This window comes from Kitasatospora sp. Ki12, assembly GCF_054601375.1.
The window spans coordinates 141,188-159,641 of the sequence record NZ_BAAIHT010000001.1; the positions used below are offsets into that span (position 1 = coordinate 141,188).

Annotated in this window: 20 protein-coding genes; 3 read left to right on the forward strand and 17 right to left on the reverse strand. The window is 75.3% G+C overall.

Annotated elements, in window-relative coordinates; all coding sequences use genetic code 11:
* Positions 1–15 precede the first annotated feature (15 nt).
* Positions 16–813 carry an SURF1 family cytochrome oxidase biogenesis protein gene (locus ACYP53_RS00600; RefSeq protein WP_189916283.1) on the forward strand — a complete coding sequence of 266 codons (798 nt, stop codon included), beginning with the start codon at positions 16–18 and terminating at the stop codon, positions 811–813.
* A 19-nt stretch (positions 814–832) separates the two neighbouring features.
* Here the strand turns inward: ACYP53_RS00600 and trxA are convergent, their stop codons facing one another.
* Positions 833–1,165, reverse strand: a complete 333-nt coding sequence (gene trxA, locus ACYP53_RS00605; RefSeq protein WP_308437569.1) for a thioredoxin — start codon at positions 1,163–1,165, stop codon at positions 833–835.
* Between the two features lie 3 nt (positions 1,166–1,168).
* Positions 1,169–1,576, reverse strand: a complete 408-nt coding sequence (locus ACYP53_RS00610) for a MerR family transcriptional regulator (RefSeq protein ID WP_189916284.1) — start codon at positions 1,574–1,576, stop codon at positions 1,169–1,171.
* A 134-nt stretch (positions 1,577–1,710) separates the two neighbouring features.
* On the opposite strand from ACYP53_RS00610, the gene ACYP53_RS00615 reads away from it, so the two are divergent.
* Entirely contained in the window at positions 1,711–2,481 is a 771-nt protein-coding gene (locus ACYP53_RS00615; RefSeq protein WP_189916285.1) for an SDR family oxidoreductase, read from the forward strand.
* A gap of 7 nt (positions 2,482–2,488) precedes the next feature.
* Here ACYP53_RS00615 and ACYP53_RS00620 read toward each other — a convergent pair whose 3' ends face one another.
* From ACYP53_RS00620 to ACYP53_RS00660, 9 genes are all read right to left on the reverse strand, one after another.
* Positions 2,489–3,127 carry an Asp23/Gls24 family envelope stress response protein gene (locus tag ACYP53_RS00620; protein ID WP_459646346.1) on the reverse strand — a complete coding sequence of 213 codons (639 nt, stop codon included), beginning with the start codon at positions 3,125–3,127 and terminating at the stop codon, positions 2,489–2,491.
* A gap of 5 nt (positions 3,128–3,132) precedes the next feature.
* Positions 3,133–3,798 (reverse strand): DUF6286 domain-containing protein, encoded by a 666-nt coding sequence (locus tag ACYP53_RS00625; protein WP_459646347.1) that lies wholly within the window; start codon positions 3,796–3,798, stop codon positions 3,133–3,135.
* Positions 3,795–4,160, reverse strand: a complete 366-nt coding sequence (locus ACYP53_RS00630) for a hypothetical protein (RefSeq protein ID WP_459646348.1) — start codon at positions 4,158–4,160, stop codon at positions 3,795–3,797. Before ACYP53_RS00630 ends, ACYP53_RS00625 begins: the two co-directional genes overlap by 4 nt.
* Positions 4,160–4,351 carry a hypothetical protein gene (locus ACYP53_RS00635; RefSeq protein WP_189916289.1) on the reverse strand — a complete coding sequence of 64 codons (192 nt, stop codon included), beginning with the start codon at positions 4,349–4,351 and terminating at the stop codon, positions 4,160–4,162. The genes ACYP53_RS00630 and ACYP53_RS00635 overlap by 1 nt, the downstream gene beginning before the upstream one ends.
* Before the next feature lie 57 nt (positions 4,352–4,408).
* Entirely contained in the window at positions 4,409–4,921 is a 513-nt protein-coding gene (locus ACYP53_RS00640) for an Asp23/Gls24 family envelope stress response protein (RefSeq protein WP_189916290.1), read from the reverse strand.
* A 192-nt stretch (positions 4,922–5,113) separates the two neighbouring features.
* On the reverse strand, positions 5,114–5,920 hold the full coding sequence (locus ACYP53_RS00645) for an enoyl-CoA hydratase/isomerase family protein (RefSeq protein WP_459646349.1): 807 nt from the start codon (positions 5,918–5,920) through the stop codon (positions 5,114–5,116).
* 251 nt (positions 5,921–6,171) lie between these two features.
* Positions 6,172–6,405 (reverse strand): helix-turn-helix domain-containing protein, encoded by a 234-nt coding sequence (locus ACYP53_RS00650; RefSeq protein WP_030059940.1) that lies wholly within the window; start codon positions 6,403–6,405, stop codon positions 6,172–6,174.
* 327 nt (positions 6,406–6,732) lie between these two features.
* Positions 6,733–8,331, reverse strand: a complete 1,599-nt coding sequence (locus ACYP53_RS00655) for an ABC-F family ATP-binding cassette domain-containing protein (protein WP_189916292.1) — start codon at positions 8,329–8,331, stop codon at positions 6,733–6,735.
* A 216-nt stretch (positions 8,332–8,547) separates the two neighbouring features.
* Positions 8,548–9,603: a PQQ-binding-like beta-propeller repeat protein gene (locus ACYP53_RS00660; RefSeq protein ID WP_189916293.1), complete on the reverse strand. Its 1,056-nt coding sequence runs from the start codon at positions 9,601–9,603 to the stop codon at positions 8,548–8,550.
* A 357-nt stretch (positions 9,604–9,960) separates the two neighbouring features.
* Here ACYP53_RS00660 and ACYP53_RS00665 point away from each other — a divergent pair, with 357 nt between their 5' ends.
* Complete coding sequence (locus ACYP53_RS00665; RefSeq protein WP_459646350.1) at positions 9,961–11,163, forward strand: glycoside hydrolase family 26 protein; 1,203 nt, start codon at positions 9,961–9,963, stop codon at positions 11,161–11,163.
* 6 nt (positions 11,164–11,169) lie between these two features.
* Here ACYP53_RS00665 and ACYP53_RS00670 read toward each other — a convergent pair whose 3' ends face one another.
* The 6 genes from ACYP53_RS00670 to ACYP53_RS00695 are packed head-to-tail and all read right to left on the reverse strand — an operon-like array spanning position 11,170 to position 18,452.
* Entirely contained in the window at positions 11,170–12,327 is a 1,158-nt protein-coding gene (locus ACYP53_RS00670; protein ID WP_189916295.1) for a GNAT family N-acetyltransferase, read from the reverse strand.
* A complete protein-coding gene (locus tag ACYP53_RS00675) occupies positions 12,324–13,226 on the reverse strand; it encodes a Wzz/FepE/Etk N-terminal domain-containing protein (RefSeq protein ID WP_459646351.1) in 903 nt (300 codons plus the stop codon). Before ACYP53_RS00675 ends, ACYP53_RS00670 begins: the two co-directional genes overlap by 4 nt.
* A 49-nt stretch (positions 13,227–13,275) precedes the next feature.
* Positions 13,276–14,391 (reverse strand): glycosyltransferase, encoded by a 1,116-nt coding sequence (locus ACYP53_RS00680; RefSeq protein ID WP_459646352.1) that lies wholly within the window; start codon positions 14,389–14,391, stop codon positions 13,276–13,278.
* The gene (locus ACYP53_RS00685; RefSeq protein WP_459646353.1) at positions 14,388–15,248 is read right to left on the reverse strand and encodes a polysaccharide deacetylase family protein; all 861 of its coding nucleotides are present in this window, start codon (positions 15,246–15,248) and stop codon (positions 14,388–14,390) included. Before ACYP53_RS00685 ends, ACYP53_RS00680 begins: the two co-directional genes overlap by 4 nt.
* Entirely contained in the window at positions 15,238–17,013 is a 1,776-nt protein-coding gene (locus tag ACYP53_RS00690) for a lipid II flippase MurJ (RefSeq protein ID WP_459646354.1), read from the reverse strand. The genes ACYP53_RS00685 and ACYP53_RS00690 overlap by 11 nt, the downstream gene beginning before the upstream one ends.
* Positions 17,010–18,452 carry an O-antigen ligase family protein gene (locus ACYP53_RS00695; RefSeq protein WP_229928604.1) on the reverse strand — a complete coding sequence of 481 codons (1,443 nt, stop codon included), beginning with the start codon at positions 18,450–18,452 and terminating at the stop codon, positions 17,010–17,012. The genes ACYP53_RS00690 and ACYP53_RS00695 overlap by 4 nt, the downstream gene beginning before the upstream one ends.
* Positions 18,453–18,454 lie beyond the last annotated feature (2 nt).

The following is an 18,454-nucleotide window of genomic DNA, read 5'->3' on the forward strand; positions in this document are numbered from 1 at the left end:
GCGTACCGTTCCCATGTGTACCGTTTTCTGCTGACCCGCCAGTGGCTGATCACCATGCTGATCGCGCTGCTGCTGATCCCCGCGACGATCGAGCTGGGCTTCTGGCAGCTGCACCGCCACGAGGCGCGGGTGGCCCGGAACGAGCTGATCGGCCAGGCCCTGACGGCCGCCCCGGTCCCCTTCGACACCCTGTCGACGGCCCCCGGCGCCACGGTCCCCAAGGACCTCACCTGGCGCGCGGTGACCGCCACCGGCCAGTACGACCCGGCACACGAGTTCGTGGTCCGCAAGCGGACCGACTCCAGCGGGACCATCGGCTACTTCGTCGTGACCCCGCTGAAGCTCTCCGACGGCAAGGGCACCGTCCTGGTCAACCGCGGCTGGGTCCCCTCCGGCGACGGCGCCACCCAGTACCCGCCCGTCCCGGCCGCCCCGGCCGGCGAGGTCGCCCTCACCGGCCGGCTGCGCGCCGACGAGACGTACGGCGCCAGCGGCATCAAGGACCGCGCCGGCCTGCCGGACCGCCAGTTCAACCTGATCAACACCGAGGAGCAGGCCAAGGAGAGCGGCACCACCCTCCTCGGCGGCTACCTCGAACTCGCCGCCACCACCCCGGCCCCGGCCGACCAGCCCCAGCTGATCCCCGAGCCCAACCACTCGGACATCGGCCCGCACATGGCCTACGCCGTCCAGTGGTGGCTGTTCACCGCGATGATCCCGGTCGGCGTCTGGATCCTCGCCCGCCGCGAGGCCAAGGACCGCGCCAAGCAGGCCGCCGAGCCGGAGACCGTCACCGAACCCGTCCCGGCGTAGCGCCCGGGCCCGGGCTGTTCTACAGCACGTCGTCCAGCTCCCGGAGCAGCCGCGCCTTGGCCCGCGCCCCCACCACCGACCGCACCGGCTCCCCGCCCCGGAACACCATCAGCGTCGGCATCGACAGCACGCCGTACGCCGCCTGCGTCCGCGGGTTGTGGTCCACGTCGAGGCTCACCACCCGCAGCCGGTGCGACTCCTCCCGCGCGATGTCCGCCAGCACCGGCGCCATCATCCGGCACGGCGGGCACCAGTCCGCCGTGAAGTCCACCAGCACCGGCCCCTCGGCCGCCAGCACCTCGGTGGCGAACGTCTCGTCCGTCACCGCCGGCACACCCTCGATCCGCGTCATCGTCTACTCCTCCGTCAGTTCGCACTGGGGTGATCCTTCGGAAGCCGCGAGGTCGTCCCGCGCCCGCACCGCCCGCTCGAACTGGCCGGCCACCCGCGCCCGCGCCTCCCGCAGCCGCTCGATGCAGTCGTCCAGCTCGGCGAGCTTGCGCTCGTACACCTCCAGCGACGCCGGACACGAGTCCCCCTCCGGGTGCCCCGCCCGCAGGCACTCCACGAACGGCCGGGTCTCCTCCAGCCCGAACCCGGCGTCCCGCAGCGTCCGGATCTCCCGCAGCAGCCGCAGGTCGCCCTCGTCGTACGCCCGGTACCCGTTGACCGCCCGACGGGCCGGCAACAGCCCCAGCTGCTCGTAGTACCGCAACGCCCGCGTGGTCGTCCCCGCCCGCTCCGCCAGCTCCCCGATCCGCATCCGAACCCGCTCCTCCCGCGCTTCCGGCAACGACCGTAAACCTTGCCCCGGACGTCAACGCCAGCCCCGGCGCGACCACTCCCGGAACCGCACCCCCGCCCCCGGGCCCCCGCCCCACCCGGCAGTATGTCCCCATGGATCTCGGACTGAAGGACAAGGCATACGTCGTCACCGGCGCCACCCGCGGCCTCGGCTTCGCCGCCGCCCGTGAACTCGCCGCCGACGGCGCCCGGGTGCTGGTGAGCGGCCGGAACGAGAAGGCCGTGGACGCGGCCGTCGCCGAACTGAACGCCCTGGCCGGCCCCGGCACCGCCCACGGCCTGGTCGCGGACAACTCCGACCCGGGCACCGCCGAGCGGCTGGTCGCGGAGGCGACCGAGCGGTTCGGCCGGCTCGACGGCGTCCTGATCAGCGTCGGCGGCCCCCAGGCCGGCCCGGTCGAAACCACCCCCGAGGACGCCTGGCGCGACGCCTTCGAATCGGTGTTCCTGGGCGCCCTGCGGATCGCCCGCGCCGCCGCCGCGGCCCTCGGCGAGGGCGGGGTGATCGGCTTCGTGCTCTCCAGCTCCGTCCGCCAGCCGATCCCCGGCCTGGGCATCTCCAACGGCCTGCGCCCCGGCCTCGCGATGGCCGCCAAGGCGCTCGCGGACGAGCTCGGCCCCCGCGGCATCCGCGTGGTCGGCCTGCTCCCGGCCCGGATCGACACCGACCGGGTACGCGAGCTGGACGCGCTCGGCGGCGACCCCGAGGGCGCCCGGGCACGGGCCGGCGCCGGCATCCCGCTCGGCCGCTACGGCACCCCCGAGGAGTTCGGCAAGGTCGCCGCCTTCCTGCTCTCCCCCGCCGCCTCCTACCTGACCGGCCTGATGGTCCCGGTCGACGGCGGCGCCCTGCGCACCCTCTGATTTCTGGTCAGAGCACCCTCGACTGCCTCCGCCGCCGTCGGCGCCACCGGCGCCGCGGTTCGGCGGGGGCGGCCTGCAGCACCCGGATCCGCAGGTCCGCGGGCAGCTCCGGCAGCCCCAGGCTGCGGCAGGCGTCCGTCCGGGGCCCGTCCTCGAAGTGCTCCACCAGCGCGGCCGGATCCCCGCCCGGTGTCAGCCGCACCGCACCGCGCAGCCGCGGGTGCCCCGGCGCCCGCACCAGCCGGACCCCGGCCCGCTCGACCTCCGGCAGCACCGCCGTCCCGGTCTCCATCGCCTCCTCCAACGCCCGTGCGCTGACCCGCAGTCGGAGCCCGCTCGCGCCCGGCGTCGGGACCGCGATGCTGGACAGCCCGGTCCGCCGCAGCTGGGCCACCAGCCACCAGGCCATCCCCACCACCAGCACGGCCAGCCCGCCGATCACCGTCGGCCACCACCACGCCGAGTCCACCCACCGGCCCCGCGACCGGGCGCTCACCACCGGCTGGTCCGGCGAGGTCAGCGGCCACCAGTGCGGCGGGTGCGCGCCCAGCCGCCGGTAGAGGTCGAGCCCGCCCGCCAGCACCAGCACCCCGGCGGCGAGCAGCAGCACCCCCACCGCTCCCAGCAGCACCCGGTTGACGACCACCCGCCTCACTCCGCCACCCCCGTCCCCGTCCCCGACTCCGGCTCCGACTCAGTTCCGTCCGCCGGCTCCGGCCGCGCGCCCCGCCCGGCCCGGCGCCCGCCCGCCGTCCGGACGTCCAGCCGCAACGGCCGCGCCGCCCCGACCCGGTCCAGCTCCTCCCGCAGCTGCCGCTGCACCGACGCCGGGTCGGCGGGCCCGACCAGCGCCACCCGCACCCGCCGCCGGCCGACCCGGATCCGCAGGTGGTCGATCCCGGCCAGCCCCGCCGCCCGGTCCCTCAGCAGGTGTCCGATCCCGGCCCGGTCGACGGCCGCGGTCGTGCCCCCGTACGGGCGCAGCACCAGCCACCTCCGCAGCCCGGGCGCGATCGCCAGCCAGAGCAGCCACCCGCCGAGCAGCGTCGCCGCCCCGGCGCCGACCAGCACCCACAGGTCGTCGAGGTGCCGGGTGGCCAGCTCGTCCGCGATCTGCGCCCGCCACCTCCGGGCCGGCCGTCCGGCCCGGACCTCGATCACGTCGTACAGCAGCGCTCCGGCCACGACCAGCACCACCGTCGCCACCAGGGCCGCGGCCGCGGTCCGCGGCGCCCGTGGCCGCCGCACCTTCCCCAGCTCCTCGGTGCCGGGGGCCGCCGCCCCGCCGTCGGGCACCGTCCCGGCCTCCGCGCTCACGACGTTCCCCCGGTCACCAGCTTCTCGACCACGATGACCACGTCCGACACCCGGGTCCCGGTCAGGCCCGCCACCCGGGCGGCGATCGCCTCCCGCACGGCGCGCGCCAGCCCCGCGACGTCCGCCGGGAAGGGCAGTTCGAGCTCCACCCGGACCGTCACCGTGCTGCCCGGCACCGCCACCGTGACGCGCGGCGGCGCCCCCTTCACCCGCCCGGCGGGCCAGGCCGCGGCCAGCACCTCCCGCGCCGCCCGGGCGGCGATCCGGGCGTAGACCCGGTCGGCGACCCGCAGCCGTCCGCGCCGCGCCGGGGCGAGGCCGGGGGCCGGGCCGGGGGCCGGGCCGGGGGCGGCGGCCGCCATCAGCGGCGCCGGTCGCGGCCGCGGAGCAGGTCCCCGAGTTCGCCCAGCTCGATGTCGCCCTCCAGGAGGCGGCCGACCACGAAGCCGACCAGTCCGAGCGCGGCCACCAGCAGGAACGCCGCGAACCCCCCGAAGTACCCGGCGAAGCCGAGGGCCATGCCCACCACCAGGCCGACGATGGCCAGGTTCATCCGCTACTCCCTCGTTCCTCGCTGCCCGTGCTCCGCCCACTCCGCAAGCGCCGCCCGCTACTTGAGCTTGGGCCGCTGCCCCGACGACGGCACCGTCTCCTCTTCCTCCTCGAACTCCGGTTCGTCCGGGAGGTGGACGTCGTTGACCGCGATGTTGACCTCGACGACCTCCAGGCCGGTCATCCGCTCCACCGCGTTGATGATGTTCTCCCGCACCTGACGGGCGAGTTCGGGGATCACCACGCCGTACTCGACCACCAGGGCGATGTCGATGGCGGTCTGCTTCTCGCCGACCTCGGCCTTGATGCCCCGCCCGATGCTGGACTTGCCGCCGGGCACCCGGTCCCGCATCGCGCCGAAGGTCCGGGAGAGCCCGGAGCCCAGCGCGTGGATCCCGGAGACCTCCCGGGCGGCCATTCCGGCGATCTTCTCGACCACGCCGACGGCCAGCGCCGTGCGTCCGCGCTCCCCGGCCGTCTTCGCACCGCCGGTGGCACCGGGCGGCGGGCCGGGGGTGGGCGTGCCGCCGGCGTTCTTGTGCAGGGTCGCGGGCGTCGGAGTGTCAGGCATGGGCGCATCTCCCGTCGTACGGCTCCAGCTATATCGCAAACCTCCCCAACTCTGGCATTTCGCCACGGTCCGCGCCCGCCGAGCGGCACCCGCCCGGCTCCGCGCGGAGCACCCGCCGCCGCACCCCGGGAACGCCGGAGGCCCGGCCCCGGGTCATCCCCCGGGGCCGGGCCTCCGATCGAGACCGGGCGGTCAGTCGCCGATACCGGCGAGCTCCCGCAGCCGGCGCGCCTGCGCGACCCGTTCGGCCGAACGCTGCTCCTCGAAGGAGCGCCCGGCGGCGCCCTGCAGCAGGGCCTTGGTCTCGATCACCGCGCCGCGCGGAGCGGCCAGCAGGGCCGCCGCGAGGTCGCGGGCCGCGCCGTCCAGCTCGGCGCCCGGTACGGCGAGGTTGGCCAGCCCGATCGTGGCGGACTCCTCGGCGCCGACCCAGCGGCCGGTCGCGCAGATCTCCAGCGCCCGGGCGTAGCCGACGAGTTCGGTGAGCGGCTTGGTGCCGGCCAGGTCGGGGACGAGGCCGAGCGAGGTCTCCTTCATCGCGAACTGGACGTCCTCCGCGACCACCCGCAGGTCACAGCCGAGCGCCAGCTGGAAGCCCGCGCCGACGGCGTGGCCCTGGACGACCGCGATGGAGATCAGGTCCGGGCGGCGCCACCAGGTGAAGGCCTCCTGGTAGGTGGCGATGGTGTCGTCCAGCTCCTTGTCGCCCGCGCCGGCGAGCTGCAGGAAGGTGGGCTCGCCCGGGATGCCCTCGGCGGTGAACATGGCCCGGTCCAGCCCGGCCGAGAAGGAGACGCCCTCCGCGCGCAGCAGGACCACCCGGACGGTGCCGGGCAGAGCGCGGCCGGCGGCGGCGAGGGCGCGCCAGAGCGCGGGCGACTGCGCGTTGCGCCGCTTGGGCTGACAGAGGGTGACGACGGCGAGTTCGCCTTCGATCTCCAGGCGGACGCCGTCCCGCTCCCAGCTCGGGGCCTGCGGGTCGGTGGCGGGAGCGGTCATGCGGGGACCTCCGGTGGCGAGGGATGTGGCTACCGGAGAGTAACAAACCTGGGCGCGGCAGGGCAGGGGCCCCGGCCCGAAAGATCGACGGAGCCTCGCGGAACGGCCGCCGGGGGTGGACGGCACCCCGGACATGACGATCGGCGGCCGGTCCACACGACCCGAGGGCGGACGCCCGGCTGATGGTTCAGCCCTCGTCTCCTCGGCCGGCAGCCTGCCGCCGCGTCATCCAGCCAATGATTGACGAACCGTCAGGAACCGGCCCCGGCAGTCGCCTTGTTCTTGCCACGCGTGGCACCACCGCGGCCCCGGAGGATCACTCCGGACTCGCTCAGCATCCGGTGCACGAAGCCGTACGAACGACCGGTCTCCTCCGCGAGAGCGCGAATGCTCGCCCCGGAGTCGTACTTCTTCTTGAGATCGGCCGCGAGCTTCTCACGCGCGGCACCGGTCACCCGGCTGCCCTTTTTCAGAGTCTCGGCCACCCGTGCCTCCTCGTAGCGTTGCTCGGTCAGATTCCCATGATCACCCATCCACCGCGTCCTGGCCACCCATTCGGCAAGGTCGATGTCGGAATTGCGTGGTCCTCCGGTGGTGATCCGAGCGCATCAGGGCGCTCACGCAGAGTGCACGCCCCCGGCCGGATTCCGCCGTTCGCCGGAAAAGGGCTGATCAGCAACGTCGGCCCGACCACGATCGAGTGGCGGGCCGACGGGAAGTCCTTAAACGGAATCCGGGTCTTCTTCATTCCCGGACACGCCGTAAGGACTAGTTTTTCTGGTCCGAAAAGCGGATGGCGCGTCTACTTCCGGTCAGGCCAGCGAGACCAGATCGGCGTAGCCCGGGTTCCACAGGTCCTCCACACCGTCCGGCAGCAGGATGATCCGCTCCGGGTCGAGCGCCTCGACCGCGCCCTCGTCGTGGGTGACCAGCACGACTGCCCCGGAGAACTCGCGCAGCGCGCCCAGGATCTCCTCGCGGCTGGCCGGGTCGAGGTTGTTGGTGGGCTCGTCGAGCAGCAGCACGTTGGCGGAGGAGACCACCAGGGTGGCCAGCGCCAGACGGGTCTTCTCACCGCCGGAGAGCACCCCGGCGGGCTTGTCCACGTCGTCGCCGGAGAACAGGAAGGACCCGAGGATCTTGCGGATCTGCACCAGGTCGGTGTCCGGCGCGGCCGAGCGCATGTTCTCCAGGACGCTGCGCTCGGGGTCGAGCGTCTCGTGCTCCTGGGCGTAGTAGCCGATCTTCAGGCCGTGGCCCGGGATGACCTCGCCGGTGTCCGGCGCCTCGACCCCGGCCAGCATCCGCAGCAGGGTGGTCTTGCCGGCGCCGTTGAAGCCCAGCACGACGACCCGGGAGCCCCGGTCGATCGCCAGGTCGACGTCGGTGAAGATCTCCAGCGAGCCGTAGGACTTCGACAGGCCGCTGGCGGTCAGCGGGGTCTTGCCGCAGGGGGCCGGCTCCGGGAAGCGCAGCTTGGCGACCTTGTCGTTCACCCGGACCTGCTCCAGACCGGAGAGCAGCTTGTCGGCGCGGCGGGCCATGTTCTGCGCGGCCACCGTCTTGGTCGCCTTGGCGCGCATCTTGTCGGCCTGCGCGTTCAGGGTCGCGGCCTTCTTCTCGGCGTTGGCCCGCTCGCGCTTGCGGCGCTTCTCGTCGTCCTCGCGCTGCTGCTGGTACTGCTTCCAGCCCATGTTGTAGACGTCGATGCAGGAGCGGTTGGCGTCCAGGTAGAAAACCTTGTTGACGACCGTCTCGACCAGGTCGACATCGTGCGAGATGACGATGAAGCCGCCCTTGTACGTCTTCAGGAAGTCCCGCAGCCAGACGATCGAGTCCGCGTCCAGGTGGTTGGTGGGCTCGTCGAGCAGCAGCACGTCGGAGTCCGAGAAGAGGATCCGGGCCAGCTCGACGCGGCGGCGCTGACCACCGGAGAGGGTGTGCAGCGGCTGGTTGAGGATGCGGTCCGGCAGGCCCAGCGCGGCGGCGATGGTGGCGGCCTCGGCCTCGGCGGCGTACCCGCCCTTGGTGAGGAACTCGGTCTCCAGCCGGGCGTACTTCTTCATCGCGGTCTCGCGGGTGGCGCCCTTGCCGTTCGCCATCCGGTCCTCGTTCTCGCGCATCTTCTTCAGCACGGTGTCGAGGCCGCGGGCGGAGAGGATGCGGTCCTTGGCGAGGACGTCCAGGTCACCGGTGCGCGGGTCCTGCGGGAGGTAGCCGACCTCGCCGGAGCGGGTGACCGTCCCGGCGGCGGGCAGGCCCTCGCCGGCCAGCACCTTGGTGAGCGTGGTCTTGCCGGCGCCGTTGCGCCCGACCAGACCGATCCGGTCGCCGGCGGCGACCTTGAAGTTGGCGGACTCGATCAGGATCCGGGCACCGGCGCGCAGCTCGAGGGCGTTGGCGGAAATCATGGCTGGGAACTACTCCTGGGACGTGGGCGGGCGGACCGGGCGGGGCCCGGGGCCGGGCGAGCGGAAGGGGGCTTCGTCGGTGGTCGGCGCGCCACGCTGGGGCGCCGCCGCCCGCTATTGCCCGGAGAAGATAGCCATGACGGCAAGTCTACCGGGCCGCGCGAAACACCCCGGAGGCCGTCGCCCCGGGTGCCCGCCGCCCGGACGGCCCGTCGGTTACGGCTGCGCCGCGGCCGGCTGGTCGTCCGCCGGGGCGTCGGTCGCCACCGGAGCCGGAGCATCGGTCGCCGGGGCCGGAGCCGGAGCGTCGGTCGCAGGAGCCGGAGCCGGGACCGGGGCGTCGGTGGTCGCCGGAGCCCCCGCCGGGTCGGCGCAGCCGCCCTGCGGCCGGACGGCGGCGAACGGCGCGTCCAGGGTGCCGCAGGCCGTCTCGGGGGCGGCCGCCTTGGTGTCGAAGACCTTGGCCGGGACGATCGGACCGTCGGTGATCTCCACCCGGCTGCGGTCCAGCACCTTGAGGGTCGCGGCCGGGCCGGTGCTCATCGCCCAGCCGTTGCTGTCCAGCCGGTAGCCGGTGAGGCCGCCGGAGACGGCCTGCCCGCCGCTGTTGGTGCAGGTGCGCGGGATGAGCACGGCGTAGTCGGTGTGCACGGCGCGCAGCGGGTCGTAGGCGCAGCCGTTGGCCGGCTTGTCGTTGTAGCGCAGGTCGCCGTCGGCGTCGCGCAGGCCCATGGTCAGGTTCGGCGTCACCAGGGCCAGCCAGGGCGAGCCGTCCCGCTGGACGGTGTGCAGCGCGGCCGCGGCCCGCTGCTTGGCGAGCTGCTTGCGCTGGGCGTCGGTCCGCTTGTCGGCGCCGGGCTCGCCGTCGCCGCGCAGCCAGTCCGCCAGGCCCGGTACGGCGCGGTGCCAGCGCACCTCGTGGTCGCCCGGGCGCACCGAGGTGACCAGGCCGTCGTCCCAGACCACGATCGCGTTGTCCCCGGCCATCGCCAGGTAGAGCGCCTCGGCGCCCTCGCGGCGGTAGGACCAGGCCTGCTCGCCGGTCTGCTTGTGGAAGGCCTCCAGGCCCGGGCCCACCCGGAGGTCCAGGTCGGCCGCGCTGAGCGACTCCGAGTTCACCGGCGTCGCCTCCGCGCCCGGCCCGGCCACCCGGTCGCCGAACGGGACCGGCTTGTTCGCGTGGGCCGCCGCGCCGGCCGCAAGGACCAGCATCACCGCCAGGGCAGGCAGGATCGAGCGGGGGGTCAGTACACGCAGCGGCTTCCGGGACACGGCCGGAGCGTACCTTTCGGCGGGCGCGCGAGTCAGCCCGGTTCCGGGCCCGGCCCGCGCCGCGAACGGCGCCGCCGGCCGCCCGTGCGCCCGCCCGCCCACCTGCGCCGTCGGCGCCCGGACCGCTCCGCGGGGCCTCCCGGGCCGGGCCGCGCGGGCCCGGCCGGACCGTTACAGATCTGATACACGGCGGCCGGTCGACGGCCGTTGCGGCAGACGGCGTTCGAATATCGCCCACTTTAGGGTGACATTCGGCTTTTCCGTCCTCCGGCGGGCCTACTGTCGGCGAGCGGGGCGCCACGGTCCGTCCACGCCGAGACCGGGCGCCCCGCCCCCGCGACGCCAGGAGGAGAGACCATGCGAATCGGCCGCCTGACGCTGGCCGCCGCCGCCCTGCTGCTGCTGGCCACGGCCAGCGTCCCGGCCGGGACGCCGCTCAGCCAGACCGAACGGCACGTCCTGTCCTCGGACGCCTTCGAGCCGCGCGGCGCCGCCCCTCGCCCGCCGGTCCAGCGGCCGAAGCACGAGCCGCCGTTCGGCGCCTTCGTCGGCTCCTGGGACAACTACATCCCGCAGATCGGCCGGTACGCCCACTGGCTGGGCGACGCCAACCTGCAGGTCGGCCACACCTACCTGGCCGGCAACGGCTGGGCCGACATCGAGGGCGAGCCGGTGGTGCTCGGCATGTGGTCGCAGTGGCGGCTGGCCGACCCCTCCCGGCAGCTGGTGCTCGGCGTGCCGATGCTGGTGCCCAACGAGGCGGGCGTGCCGGACAGTGAGGTGGCCAAGCTGCTCGGCCGGGGCGTCCGCGGGGACTTCGACGGGCACTTCCTCAAGCTCGCCCGGCGGCTGGTCGCGCTGGGAGGCGCGGACACCGTGCTCACCCTCGGCTGGGAGATGAACGGCACCACCTACACCCACCGCTGCAAGCCCGACCCCGCCGCCTGGAAGGCGTACTGGCGGCGGATCGTCGGGGTGATGCGCTCGGTGCCCGGGCAGCGGTTCCGCTTCGACTTCGCCCCCAACCGGGGTCTGGACGCCATCCCGTGGACCAAGTGCTACCCCGGCGACGACGTGGTCGACATCATCGGCATGGACAGCTACGACCAGCCCGCCGGGAACACCTTCGACGACTACGTGCGCGAGCCGTACGGCCTGCAGGACCAGGTCGAGTTCGCCGCCAAGCGCGGCAAGCCGGTCTCGTACCCGGAGTGGGGACTGTTCCGCAACGGCGACAACCCCGAGTTCGTCCAGAGGATGGTCGAGTGGATGCGCACCCACGACACGGCCTACCAGACCATCACCGACTACTGCCCGCACGGCTTCTTCCAGTGCGGCAGCAATCCGCGCTCGGCGGCGCGGTTCAAGCAGCTGATGGCCGGCTCGAAGGGGGCGCCGGCGGTGGTCCCGACGGCGCCCCCGGCGCCCGCTGTCCCCGCCCTGCCGAGCGCGAGCGCGAGCGCCGGCGTGAGTGCGAGCGCGACCCCGAGCGCGCCCCCGAAGCCGTCGGCCGGCCCGTCCGCCGGCCCGTCGGCGAGCCCGACGCCCGCCCGGCGCTGAGCGCGGTCAGCTGCGGCGGCGGGCCAGCAGCGCTTCCTTGAGCCGGGGGAAGCGGGTGCGCAGCTGGTGCACCGCCGCCTGCCGGGCGCGGACCACCCCGGCCCGGGCGGCCGCGGCCGGCGCCGCCCCCGCGGGGCCCAGCAGCAGCCGCTGGTTGGGCAGTCGGTCCGGGCGCCAGCGCTGCTTGTACGGTTCCTGGCCGCGCAGCAGGCCGAGCACCGGGATGCCCGCGCCGACCGTCTCGTCCAGCGCCGCGCTGAACAGCAGCCCGGCGATGTCCAGCCGCTCCCGCAGCACCGGGTGCGCGCCGTACATGTACAGCCCCCCGAAGGACGGGCAGAGCAGCAGCAGGTTGACGGCGACCAGCTGGCCGTCCAGGTGGAACTGGTGGACGGCGGCCCGGCCGGAGGCGACCAGGCCGGTGGTGGACTCGGTCAGGTGCCGGGCGAACCGCTCGGTGCGGTGCTCCGGGGTGACGCCGCGCTCGTTCCACTGGAGGAAGTGCAGCCGCAGCAGCCCCTCCAGCGCCTCCGGCACCTCGGCCGGCGGCGTCGAGCGGACCTGCACCCCGGCTTCGGCGATCTTGCGCAGCTTCACCCGGCTGCGCTGGGCGGTCTTGCCGGGCACCCGTTTGAGCAGCCGCTCCATCGGGACGGCCGGCAGGTACTGGCAGAGCGAGTCCTCGAAGCGGCGGCGGTTGCCGCGCCACTGCTCGTACACCCGCTGCACCGCGGCCTCGGGGTGCACCTCGCGCAGCTCCAGCCAGTGCCAGGGGCGGGTGAGCGGGAGGGCGGCGGCGAACTCGGCGGCGGCCCGGTCGGCGCAGCCGTCGTCGAGGAGGACGTCGGTGTAGTCGATCAGCCCGGCGCCCAGGCCGGTCAGACCGCCGAACGGGCCGCGGCGCCGGAAGGCACCCGCGCCGACCAGCCGGCCGTTCCGGCGGACCAGCACCACGACCAGCGCGCCCGGGCTGCCGTACTGGCGCCACCAGGAGCGCTGCCAGTCGGCGGCCTGGAAGAAGGTGGCGGTCCGGCAGCGGCCGGCCAGGTCGTCCCACTCCTCGGCGAGGGTGTCCAGGGCGTCGTCCTCGCACCGCACCTCGGTGGTCCAGGACGGCGCCGACGTCTGGGCCGGCAGACCGGCTCTGCGTGTCTCGGTGCTCATCGGGCGCTCCCGGAGGCGGCCTTCTCCTTGGCCGGGGAGCGGTCCGCCGGGCCGGTCCCGGTCTTCGCGCCGGCCTTCGGGGCGGCCTTCCCGGCGGGGGCGTCGGCGGCCACGGCCTCGGTGTCCGCGGTGTCGGCGTCCATGGCCTCGGCGCTCGCCGCGGCGCCGGTCTTCGCGGCAGCGCCCTTCACCGCGGCATCCTTCGCGGCAGCCGCCTTCGGCTCCGCCTCGACCGGCGGCTCCTCGGCACGCGGGCGCGGCGGCGCCGGCACCTCGGCCGGCCCGGTGGCGGCGGGGCCGTCCGGCACCCCGGCGGTCTCCGCGGCCTCGGGCTCCCCCGCCCCGCCCCGGCGGCGGGTCATCATCACCAGCGCGCCCAGCAGCAGCCCGGCCGCGCCGCCGACGGCGACGTCCAGCTTGCCGGAGGGCGTGGTCGGCTCGTCCGGCGCGGCGGCCGGGGCCAGCGTGACCAGCCGGACGTTGGTGTCCTTGCTGCTGGTGTTGGCGAAGGCGACCAGCGAGCGGGCCACCGCGTCGGCGGTCCGGGCGGCCTCCTGGGCGCCCGTCCCGGTGCCGGTGATCTCGATCATCGGGGCGTCCGGGGAGGTCGTCCCGTGCACCAGGGACTCCAGCTCGGCCCGGGTGTGGCCGGTCTCGGCGGCCGCCACCGCCAGCACCTGCGGCTGGCCCGCCAGCCGCCCGTACGCCTGCGCGAAGTTGGTCGCGGTCGCGGCCTCCCCCGGGTTCTGCGGGACCACCAGGACGTAGGCGTTGGCGGCGTACGAGGGCTGCGAGACGACGGCGTACCCGGCGCCGGCCGCGGCGCCCAGCGGAACCGCGAGCGCCACCGGCCACCAGCGGCGGACCAGGCGGCGGGCGCTTCGGCGCGGTGTGGTCATGGGTGTGGCTCCTTGGGTATGGGACGGCGGTACCGGCGACGGCGGGCGGTCAAGCGCGGGCCAGCCGGTCGTAGAGGGCGCTCAGGTCGGCGGCGACCCGGGCGATGTCGTAGTGGCCGACGGCCGGCGGGTGCGGCAGCGGGTCGGCGGTGTGCTCGCTCAGGTGCCGCAGGTCGCGCAGCTCGGCGACGTAGGCGGCCGGCTCGGACGCGATCCGCCGGGCCTGCGGGGCGGCCCGGGGCGGCAGTTCGTCGAGGGCAGGGCAGGCGCTGTGCCGCACCGGCAGCCCGGCGGCCAGGCCCTCCAGGACGCCGAGGCCGAAGGTCTCCGCGGTCGAGGGCGCGGCCAGGACGTCCAGGGCGGCCAGCAGCTCGGGCACGTCGTCGCGCTCCCCGGTGAGCGCCAGCCGCTCCCGGACGCCGAGTTCGACGGCCCGGCGCTCCAGCGCGGCCCGCTCGGGACCCTCGCCGACCAGCACCAGGCGGGTGGCCGGGTCCAGTCCGGCGAGCGCCTCGACCAGCACCTCGAAGCGCTTGCCCGGGACCAGCCGCCCCACCCCGCCGACCACCCAACTCCCCTCCGGCAGGCCGAGTTCGGCCCGCAGCCGACGGCGCGCGGCGGCCCGCTCGGCGGGCGGGAGGCGGTAGCGGCCGGTGTCGATGCCGTTGGGGATCAGCTCGATCCGGGCCGGCGGCACCCCCCAGGACCCCAGCGTCTGGGCGACCTGCCGGGAGACCGCGACGGTGGTGCAGCCGAGCCGCTCGGCCGCCAGGTAGAGGCCCTTGACGCCCCGGGTGACCGGGCGGCCCTCGATCACCCCGGCGTGCAGCGAGTGCTCGGTGGAGACCACCGCCCGGACCCCGGCCAGCCGCGCGGCCAGCCGGCCGTACAGCTGTGCCCGGTAGAGGTGGGTGTGCACCAGGTCGTAGCGGCCGGCCCGGACCAGCCGGACCAGCCGGGGCAGCGCGCCGAGGTCCCGGTTGCCGCGCATGTCGAGGTGGTGGACGGTCACGCCGTCGGCACGCAGGGCGGCGGCGACCGTGCCGGGGTTGGTCAGGGCCAGCACCTCGCACTGCTGGTGCGGCGGCAAGTGCCGCAGCAGCAGGTGGAGTTGACGCTCGGCACCGCCGGAGGCGAGCCCGGTGACGATGTGCAGCACCCTCATCGCCGGCGCTCCCAGCGCTCCCTGCGCGTACGGCGCAGCTCGGTGACGGCGTCGCGCAGCCGGTGCCGGCCCTTCTTGGCGCGCAGCCGCCAGGCGCCGTCGCGGTCGCCGACGTAGCAGCGGGGCAGGGCGAAGCGGCCGGTCAGCGGGGAGTGCGCGATGGCGCAGGCGTAGTCGTACCCGGCGTCCCGGACGGCCAGGGCGGCGGGCAGGTCGACGGCGCCGTACGGGTAGCAGAAGCCGGTCACCGGGCCGCCGACCAAGTCCTCCAGCAGCCGCCTGCTCTCCCGGGCCTGCACCGTGAGGGCCTCGGCCGACAGGCCGGGCAGCGACTGGTGGCCGAGGCCGTGCGAGCCGATCTCCCAGCCGGCGGCGGCGAGTTCGGTGACCTCCTGGACGGTGAGCAGCTTCTTCCGGGGGCCCTCGACGTCCCAGTCGTTGTCGCGGCCGAGCAGGTCGGCGACCACGTACGCGGTGGCGGTGAAGCCGTAGGCCTGGAGGATCGGGACGGCGTACCGGGCGAAGTCCGCGTAGCCGTCGTCGAAGGTGAGGCCGACCAGCTTCTCGTCCCGGCCGAGCGCCCGGGCCCGCATCAGCTCCCGGACCGAGACGCCCCGCCGGCCGCGCCGGTGCAGCCAGGCGATCTGCTCGGCGAACCGCTCGGGACTGACGGTGAGCCGGTACGGGTCCTCCTTCTCGACCGCCACCGAGTGGTACATCAGGATCCACGGCGAGGCGGGGCCGGGGATCGGCGGTTCGCCGACCGGGTGGCGGCTCCTCGGGAGTCGCGCCCGGTGCGGCTGGGCGTTGCTGACGCCCGCCTGGGCCGAACGGACGGTGCCCCGTTCATTGTCCATGGGGACGCTTCCCTTCTTCGGCGAGGGTTGGCGGGTTCGGGGCCTGTCCGGCGGACGGGCCCGGCAGGATCCACCGGGCGGGCCCCGCGGCCCGGGCGGCGGCGAGGACCGGGCCGCGCACCTCGCGGGCACCGAACCCGGTGCCGAGGGCGGCGAAGGCCAGCGCCACGGTGAGGCCCCCGAGGAGGGTCGAGAGCAGGGGGTCGGCGGCGAGGCCGGCGGCGGCGGTGCCGAGCACGGTGGCCCCGGCGGCGGCGGCCACCAGCCGGCCGTGGCCGCCGAGCACCCGGCGCAGCCGCAGCGGGATGCCGCGCAGCACCAGGCCGCGCAGCAGCAGCGCGGCGGTGGTGGTGATGCCGGCCGCGTTCCCGGCGGCGAGTCCCAGCGCGCCGAAGGCGGGCGTCGCGAGCAGGCCGGTGACGACGGTGACGGCCAGGCCGAGCACCATCACGACGGCCGGGTACCAGTCCAGCAGCCGGCGCCGGCCGTCGTCGGTGCGGGGGTCGTCGGCCCGGCGGACCACCGGGCGCAGCGAGAAGTACGGGCGGATCATCACGCCGATCAGTGCCTGGGCGGGCAGGCCGAAGCTGTACACCCGGATGACGTCGGCGGTGGCGGCGGTGTCCCGGGGGCCGAAGGCTCCGCGCTCGAACAGCAGTGAGACGACGGAGGGGGCGCAGGCCATCAGGAAGGCGGTGCCGAGCAGCACGACCGCCGCGGCCTGGCCGAGGTCCTTCTCCACCCGGTCGCGGGCGGTGGCGAGGTCCCCGGCGGCGAGCGCCCTGGCGACCAGCGGGAAGGTGACGGTGCAGATCAGGATGCCCGCCGTCATGGCGAGTTGGGAGACCTTGGCGGCGTAGTTGAGGTGCGAGATGGTGCCGGGCGGGAGCGCCGACCCGAGGTAGCGCTCGACGAAGACCTGGGACTGCCGGGTCAGGGTGAAGGCGCCGACCGGCAGCAGGGCGAGCGGCATCAGCACCAGCGCCTTGCGCGAGCGGCGGCCGCGGCCGGCGCCGGGCGGGCCCCCGCGCAGCCGCCGCAGGAACGGGCCGACCAGCAGACCGGCCATCAGCAGGCTGCCGACCGCGACGCCGAGGGCGGCGGAGCGCACCCCGAGGGCGGCGTGCAGGGCCAGCAGGACTGCGAGGATGCCGAGGTTGTAGACGACGTAGATGCCGGCCGGGGCGGTGAAGCGGTGGTGGGCGCGCAGCGCGGCGGCCAGGTAGCCGGCCACGCCGAAGGGCAGCACGGTGACCGCGGTGATCCGGGTGCAGGTGACGGCCAGTCCGGGGTCGGGCAGGCCGGGTGCGAGCAGCTCGACCAGCTGCGGGGCGCCCAGGGCGGCGGCCAGGGCGAGCCCGCTGAGCGCGAGCAGCAGCCAGGGCAGGGTGGCGCGGACCAGCTGGCGGACCGGGTCGGGGGCGTCCGGGTCCTCCTCGCGCAGCACCAGGGCGAGGGCGAAGGCGGGCACCATGAGGAAGGACATGGCGTCCTCGATCAGCAGCGGTGCGGCCGTCTCGGGGACGGTCCAGGCGACCAGGAAGGCGTCGGTGCCCTGGTTGGCGCCGAAGTAGCGGGCCAGCAGGAGGTCGCGCAGCAGGCCGAGCCCGGAGCCGGCGGCGCTGAGCAGCGCGGTGATGCCGAAGGCCCTGGCGAGGAAGCCGCCGCGGGGCGCCGGGCCCGGCGCGGGGGCCGGCTGCTCGCCGGGCGCGCTGCGCGGGGCCGGGAGGGCGGAGGTGAGGGCGGTCGGCTGGTCGGTGGTCACGGTGTCATCGCCCACTCGCCGCCGGAGGGGCGGTCCTCGGCGGCGGCGAGGGCGGCGAGGCCGAGGACGACGGAGGTCAGCACGGTGGTGGTGCCGCCGATGTCGGCGTACAGGAAGTCGACCAGCACCCAGGTGAGCAGGGCGAGCGCCGCGAGGCCGGGGCCCCGGGAGCGGCGCAGGCAGCCGAGCAGGAGGGCGAGGAAGAGCGCGGCGTAGGCGGTGATGCCGATCAGTCCCTGTTCGCTGAGGACCAGGAAGTACATGTTGTGCGGGGAGAGCAGCGGTTCGCGCTGGAAGCCGATGGTGGCGTCGGCGGCGTCGCTGCCGGAGGACAGCCGCAGCGGGGCGTGGCTGTCGCGCAGCTGCTGGAAGGCCTTGGGCCCGGCGCCGTGGACGGGGTGGTCCTGCCAGATCCGCCCGGCGGTGGCCCACAGGTCGTAGCGGTCGGAGACGGACTGGTCGGGGGCGGCGGAGACGGAGCCGATCGAGCTGATCCGCTTGGTGACGCCGGAGCCGCCGAGGCCGAGGCCGCCGACCAGGACGACCGCGGCGGCCAGGCCGAGGACGGCGGAGCGGACGGCGAGCCGGGCGTCGGCGCGCAGCAGCAGCACGGTGGCGGCGACGCCGGTGGCGATCCAGCTGCCGCGGCTGAACGAGACGGCGAGCGGGAAGGCGAGGAAGGCGGCGGCGGCGAACATCGCCCGCCGCAGCCGGGCGTCGCCGCCGGGCCCGCGCTCGCCCAGCGCGAGCGCCAGGGCGGCGAGCAGGCCGAAGCTGACCACCGTGGACATCGCCATGATGTCCAGCGCGCCGAAGGTGCCGACGGCCCGGATCGGCTGGCCGGTGTAGGAGGCGCCGGTGTGGGTGAGGTACTGCTTGGCGCCGACCACGCCCTGGATCAGGGCGGCGAGGACGAAGGAGCCGAGGACCAGGCGCTGGTCGGTGCGGTCGCGCAGGGCGCAGAGCACCGCGGCGGGCACCAGCACGAACACCTGGACCAGCCGGACGAAGCCGGTGACGCTGGCGGCCGGGTCGATCGAGCCGAGGGTGGCGACGGCGGCGGCGGCCACGATCCCGCCGAACAGCGCGCAGGTGGTGCGGTCGAGGACGGGCAGGCGGCCACGCAGCAGGTTCAGCGCGGTGAGGGCGACCAGGGCCAGTGAGGCGAGGTCGGCGGCGGTGATGTGGACGGCGGCGGTGACGTCCTTCTCGCCGGTCGGTACGCAGACCAGCAGGACGGTGGCGGCGGCGAGCAGGCTGGGCCGCTCGGCGAGCGCGGGCAGTGCCCGCCGCGACCCGGCGGCCCGCCCGCTCGCCTCCGACGTTCTCCCCCGGCCTCCGGCGGGGGGTGCCCCCGGCGTTCGCTCGTCGCCCGTCGCTCGCGGCGGCGGCGTGCCCCGTCGGCTCGGGGCGGGAAGGGCCGTGGGGGTCAGGGCCACGC

Excerpts from the sequence above, each read along its gene's own strand:
- ACYP53_RS00630 (WP_459646348.1), bottom strand. The coding sequence starts at position 4,160 with ATGGCGGCCGCCGCCCCCGGCCCGGCCCCCGGCCCGGCCCCCGGCCTC.
- trxA (WP_308437569.1), bottom strand. The coding sequence starts at position 1,165 with ATGACGCGGATCGAGGGTGTGCCGGCGGTGACGGACGAGACGTTCGCC.
- ACYP53_RS00615 (WP_189916285.1), top strand. The coding sequence starts at position 1,711 with ATGGATCTCGGACTGAAGGACAAGGCATACGTCGTCACCGGCGCCACC.
- ACYP53_RS00685 (WP_459646353.1), bottom strand. The coding sequence starts at position 15,248 with ATGGACAATGAACGGGGCACCGTCCGTTCGGCCCAGGCGGGCGTCAGC.
- ACYP53_RS00640 (WP_189916290.1), bottom strand. The coding sequence starts at position 4,921 with ATGCCTGACACTCCGACGCCCGCGACCCTGCACAAGAACGCCGGCGGC.
- ACYP53_RS00670 (WP_189916295.1), bottom strand. The coding sequence starts at position 12,327 with ATGAGCACCGAGACACGCAGAGCCGGTCTGCCGGCCCAGACGTCGGCG.
- ACYP53_RS00635 (WP_189916289.1), bottom strand. The coding sequence starts at position 4,351 with ATGAACCTGGCCATCGTCGGCCTGGTGGTGGGCATGGCCCTCGGCTTC.
- ACYP53_RS00610 (WP_189916284.1), bottom strand. The coding sequence starts at position 1,576 with ATGCGGATCGGGGAGCTGGCGGAGCGGGCGGGGACGACCACGCGGGCG.
- ACYP53_RS00680 (WP_459646352.1), bottom strand. The coding sequence starts at position 14,391 with ATGAGGGTGCTGCACATCGTCACCGGGCTCGCCTCCGGCGGTGCCGAG.
- ACYP53_RS00645 (WP_459646349.1), bottom strand. The coding sequence starts at position 5,920 with ATGACCGCTCCCGCCACCGACCCGCAGGCCCCGAGCTGGGAGCGGGAC.
- ACYP53_RS00665 (WP_459646350.1), top strand. The coding sequence starts at position 9,961 with ATGCGAATCGGCCGCCTGACGCTGGCCGCCGCCGCCCTGCTGCTGCTG.
- ACYP53_RS00655 (WP_189916292.1), bottom strand. The coding sequence starts at position 8,331 with ATGATTTCCGCCAACGCCCTCGAGCTGCGCGCCGGTGCCCGGATCCTG.
- ACYP53_RS00675 (WP_459646351.1), bottom strand. The coding sequence starts at position 13,226 with ATGACCACACCGCGCCGAAGCGCCCGCCGCCTGGTCCGCCGCTGGTGG.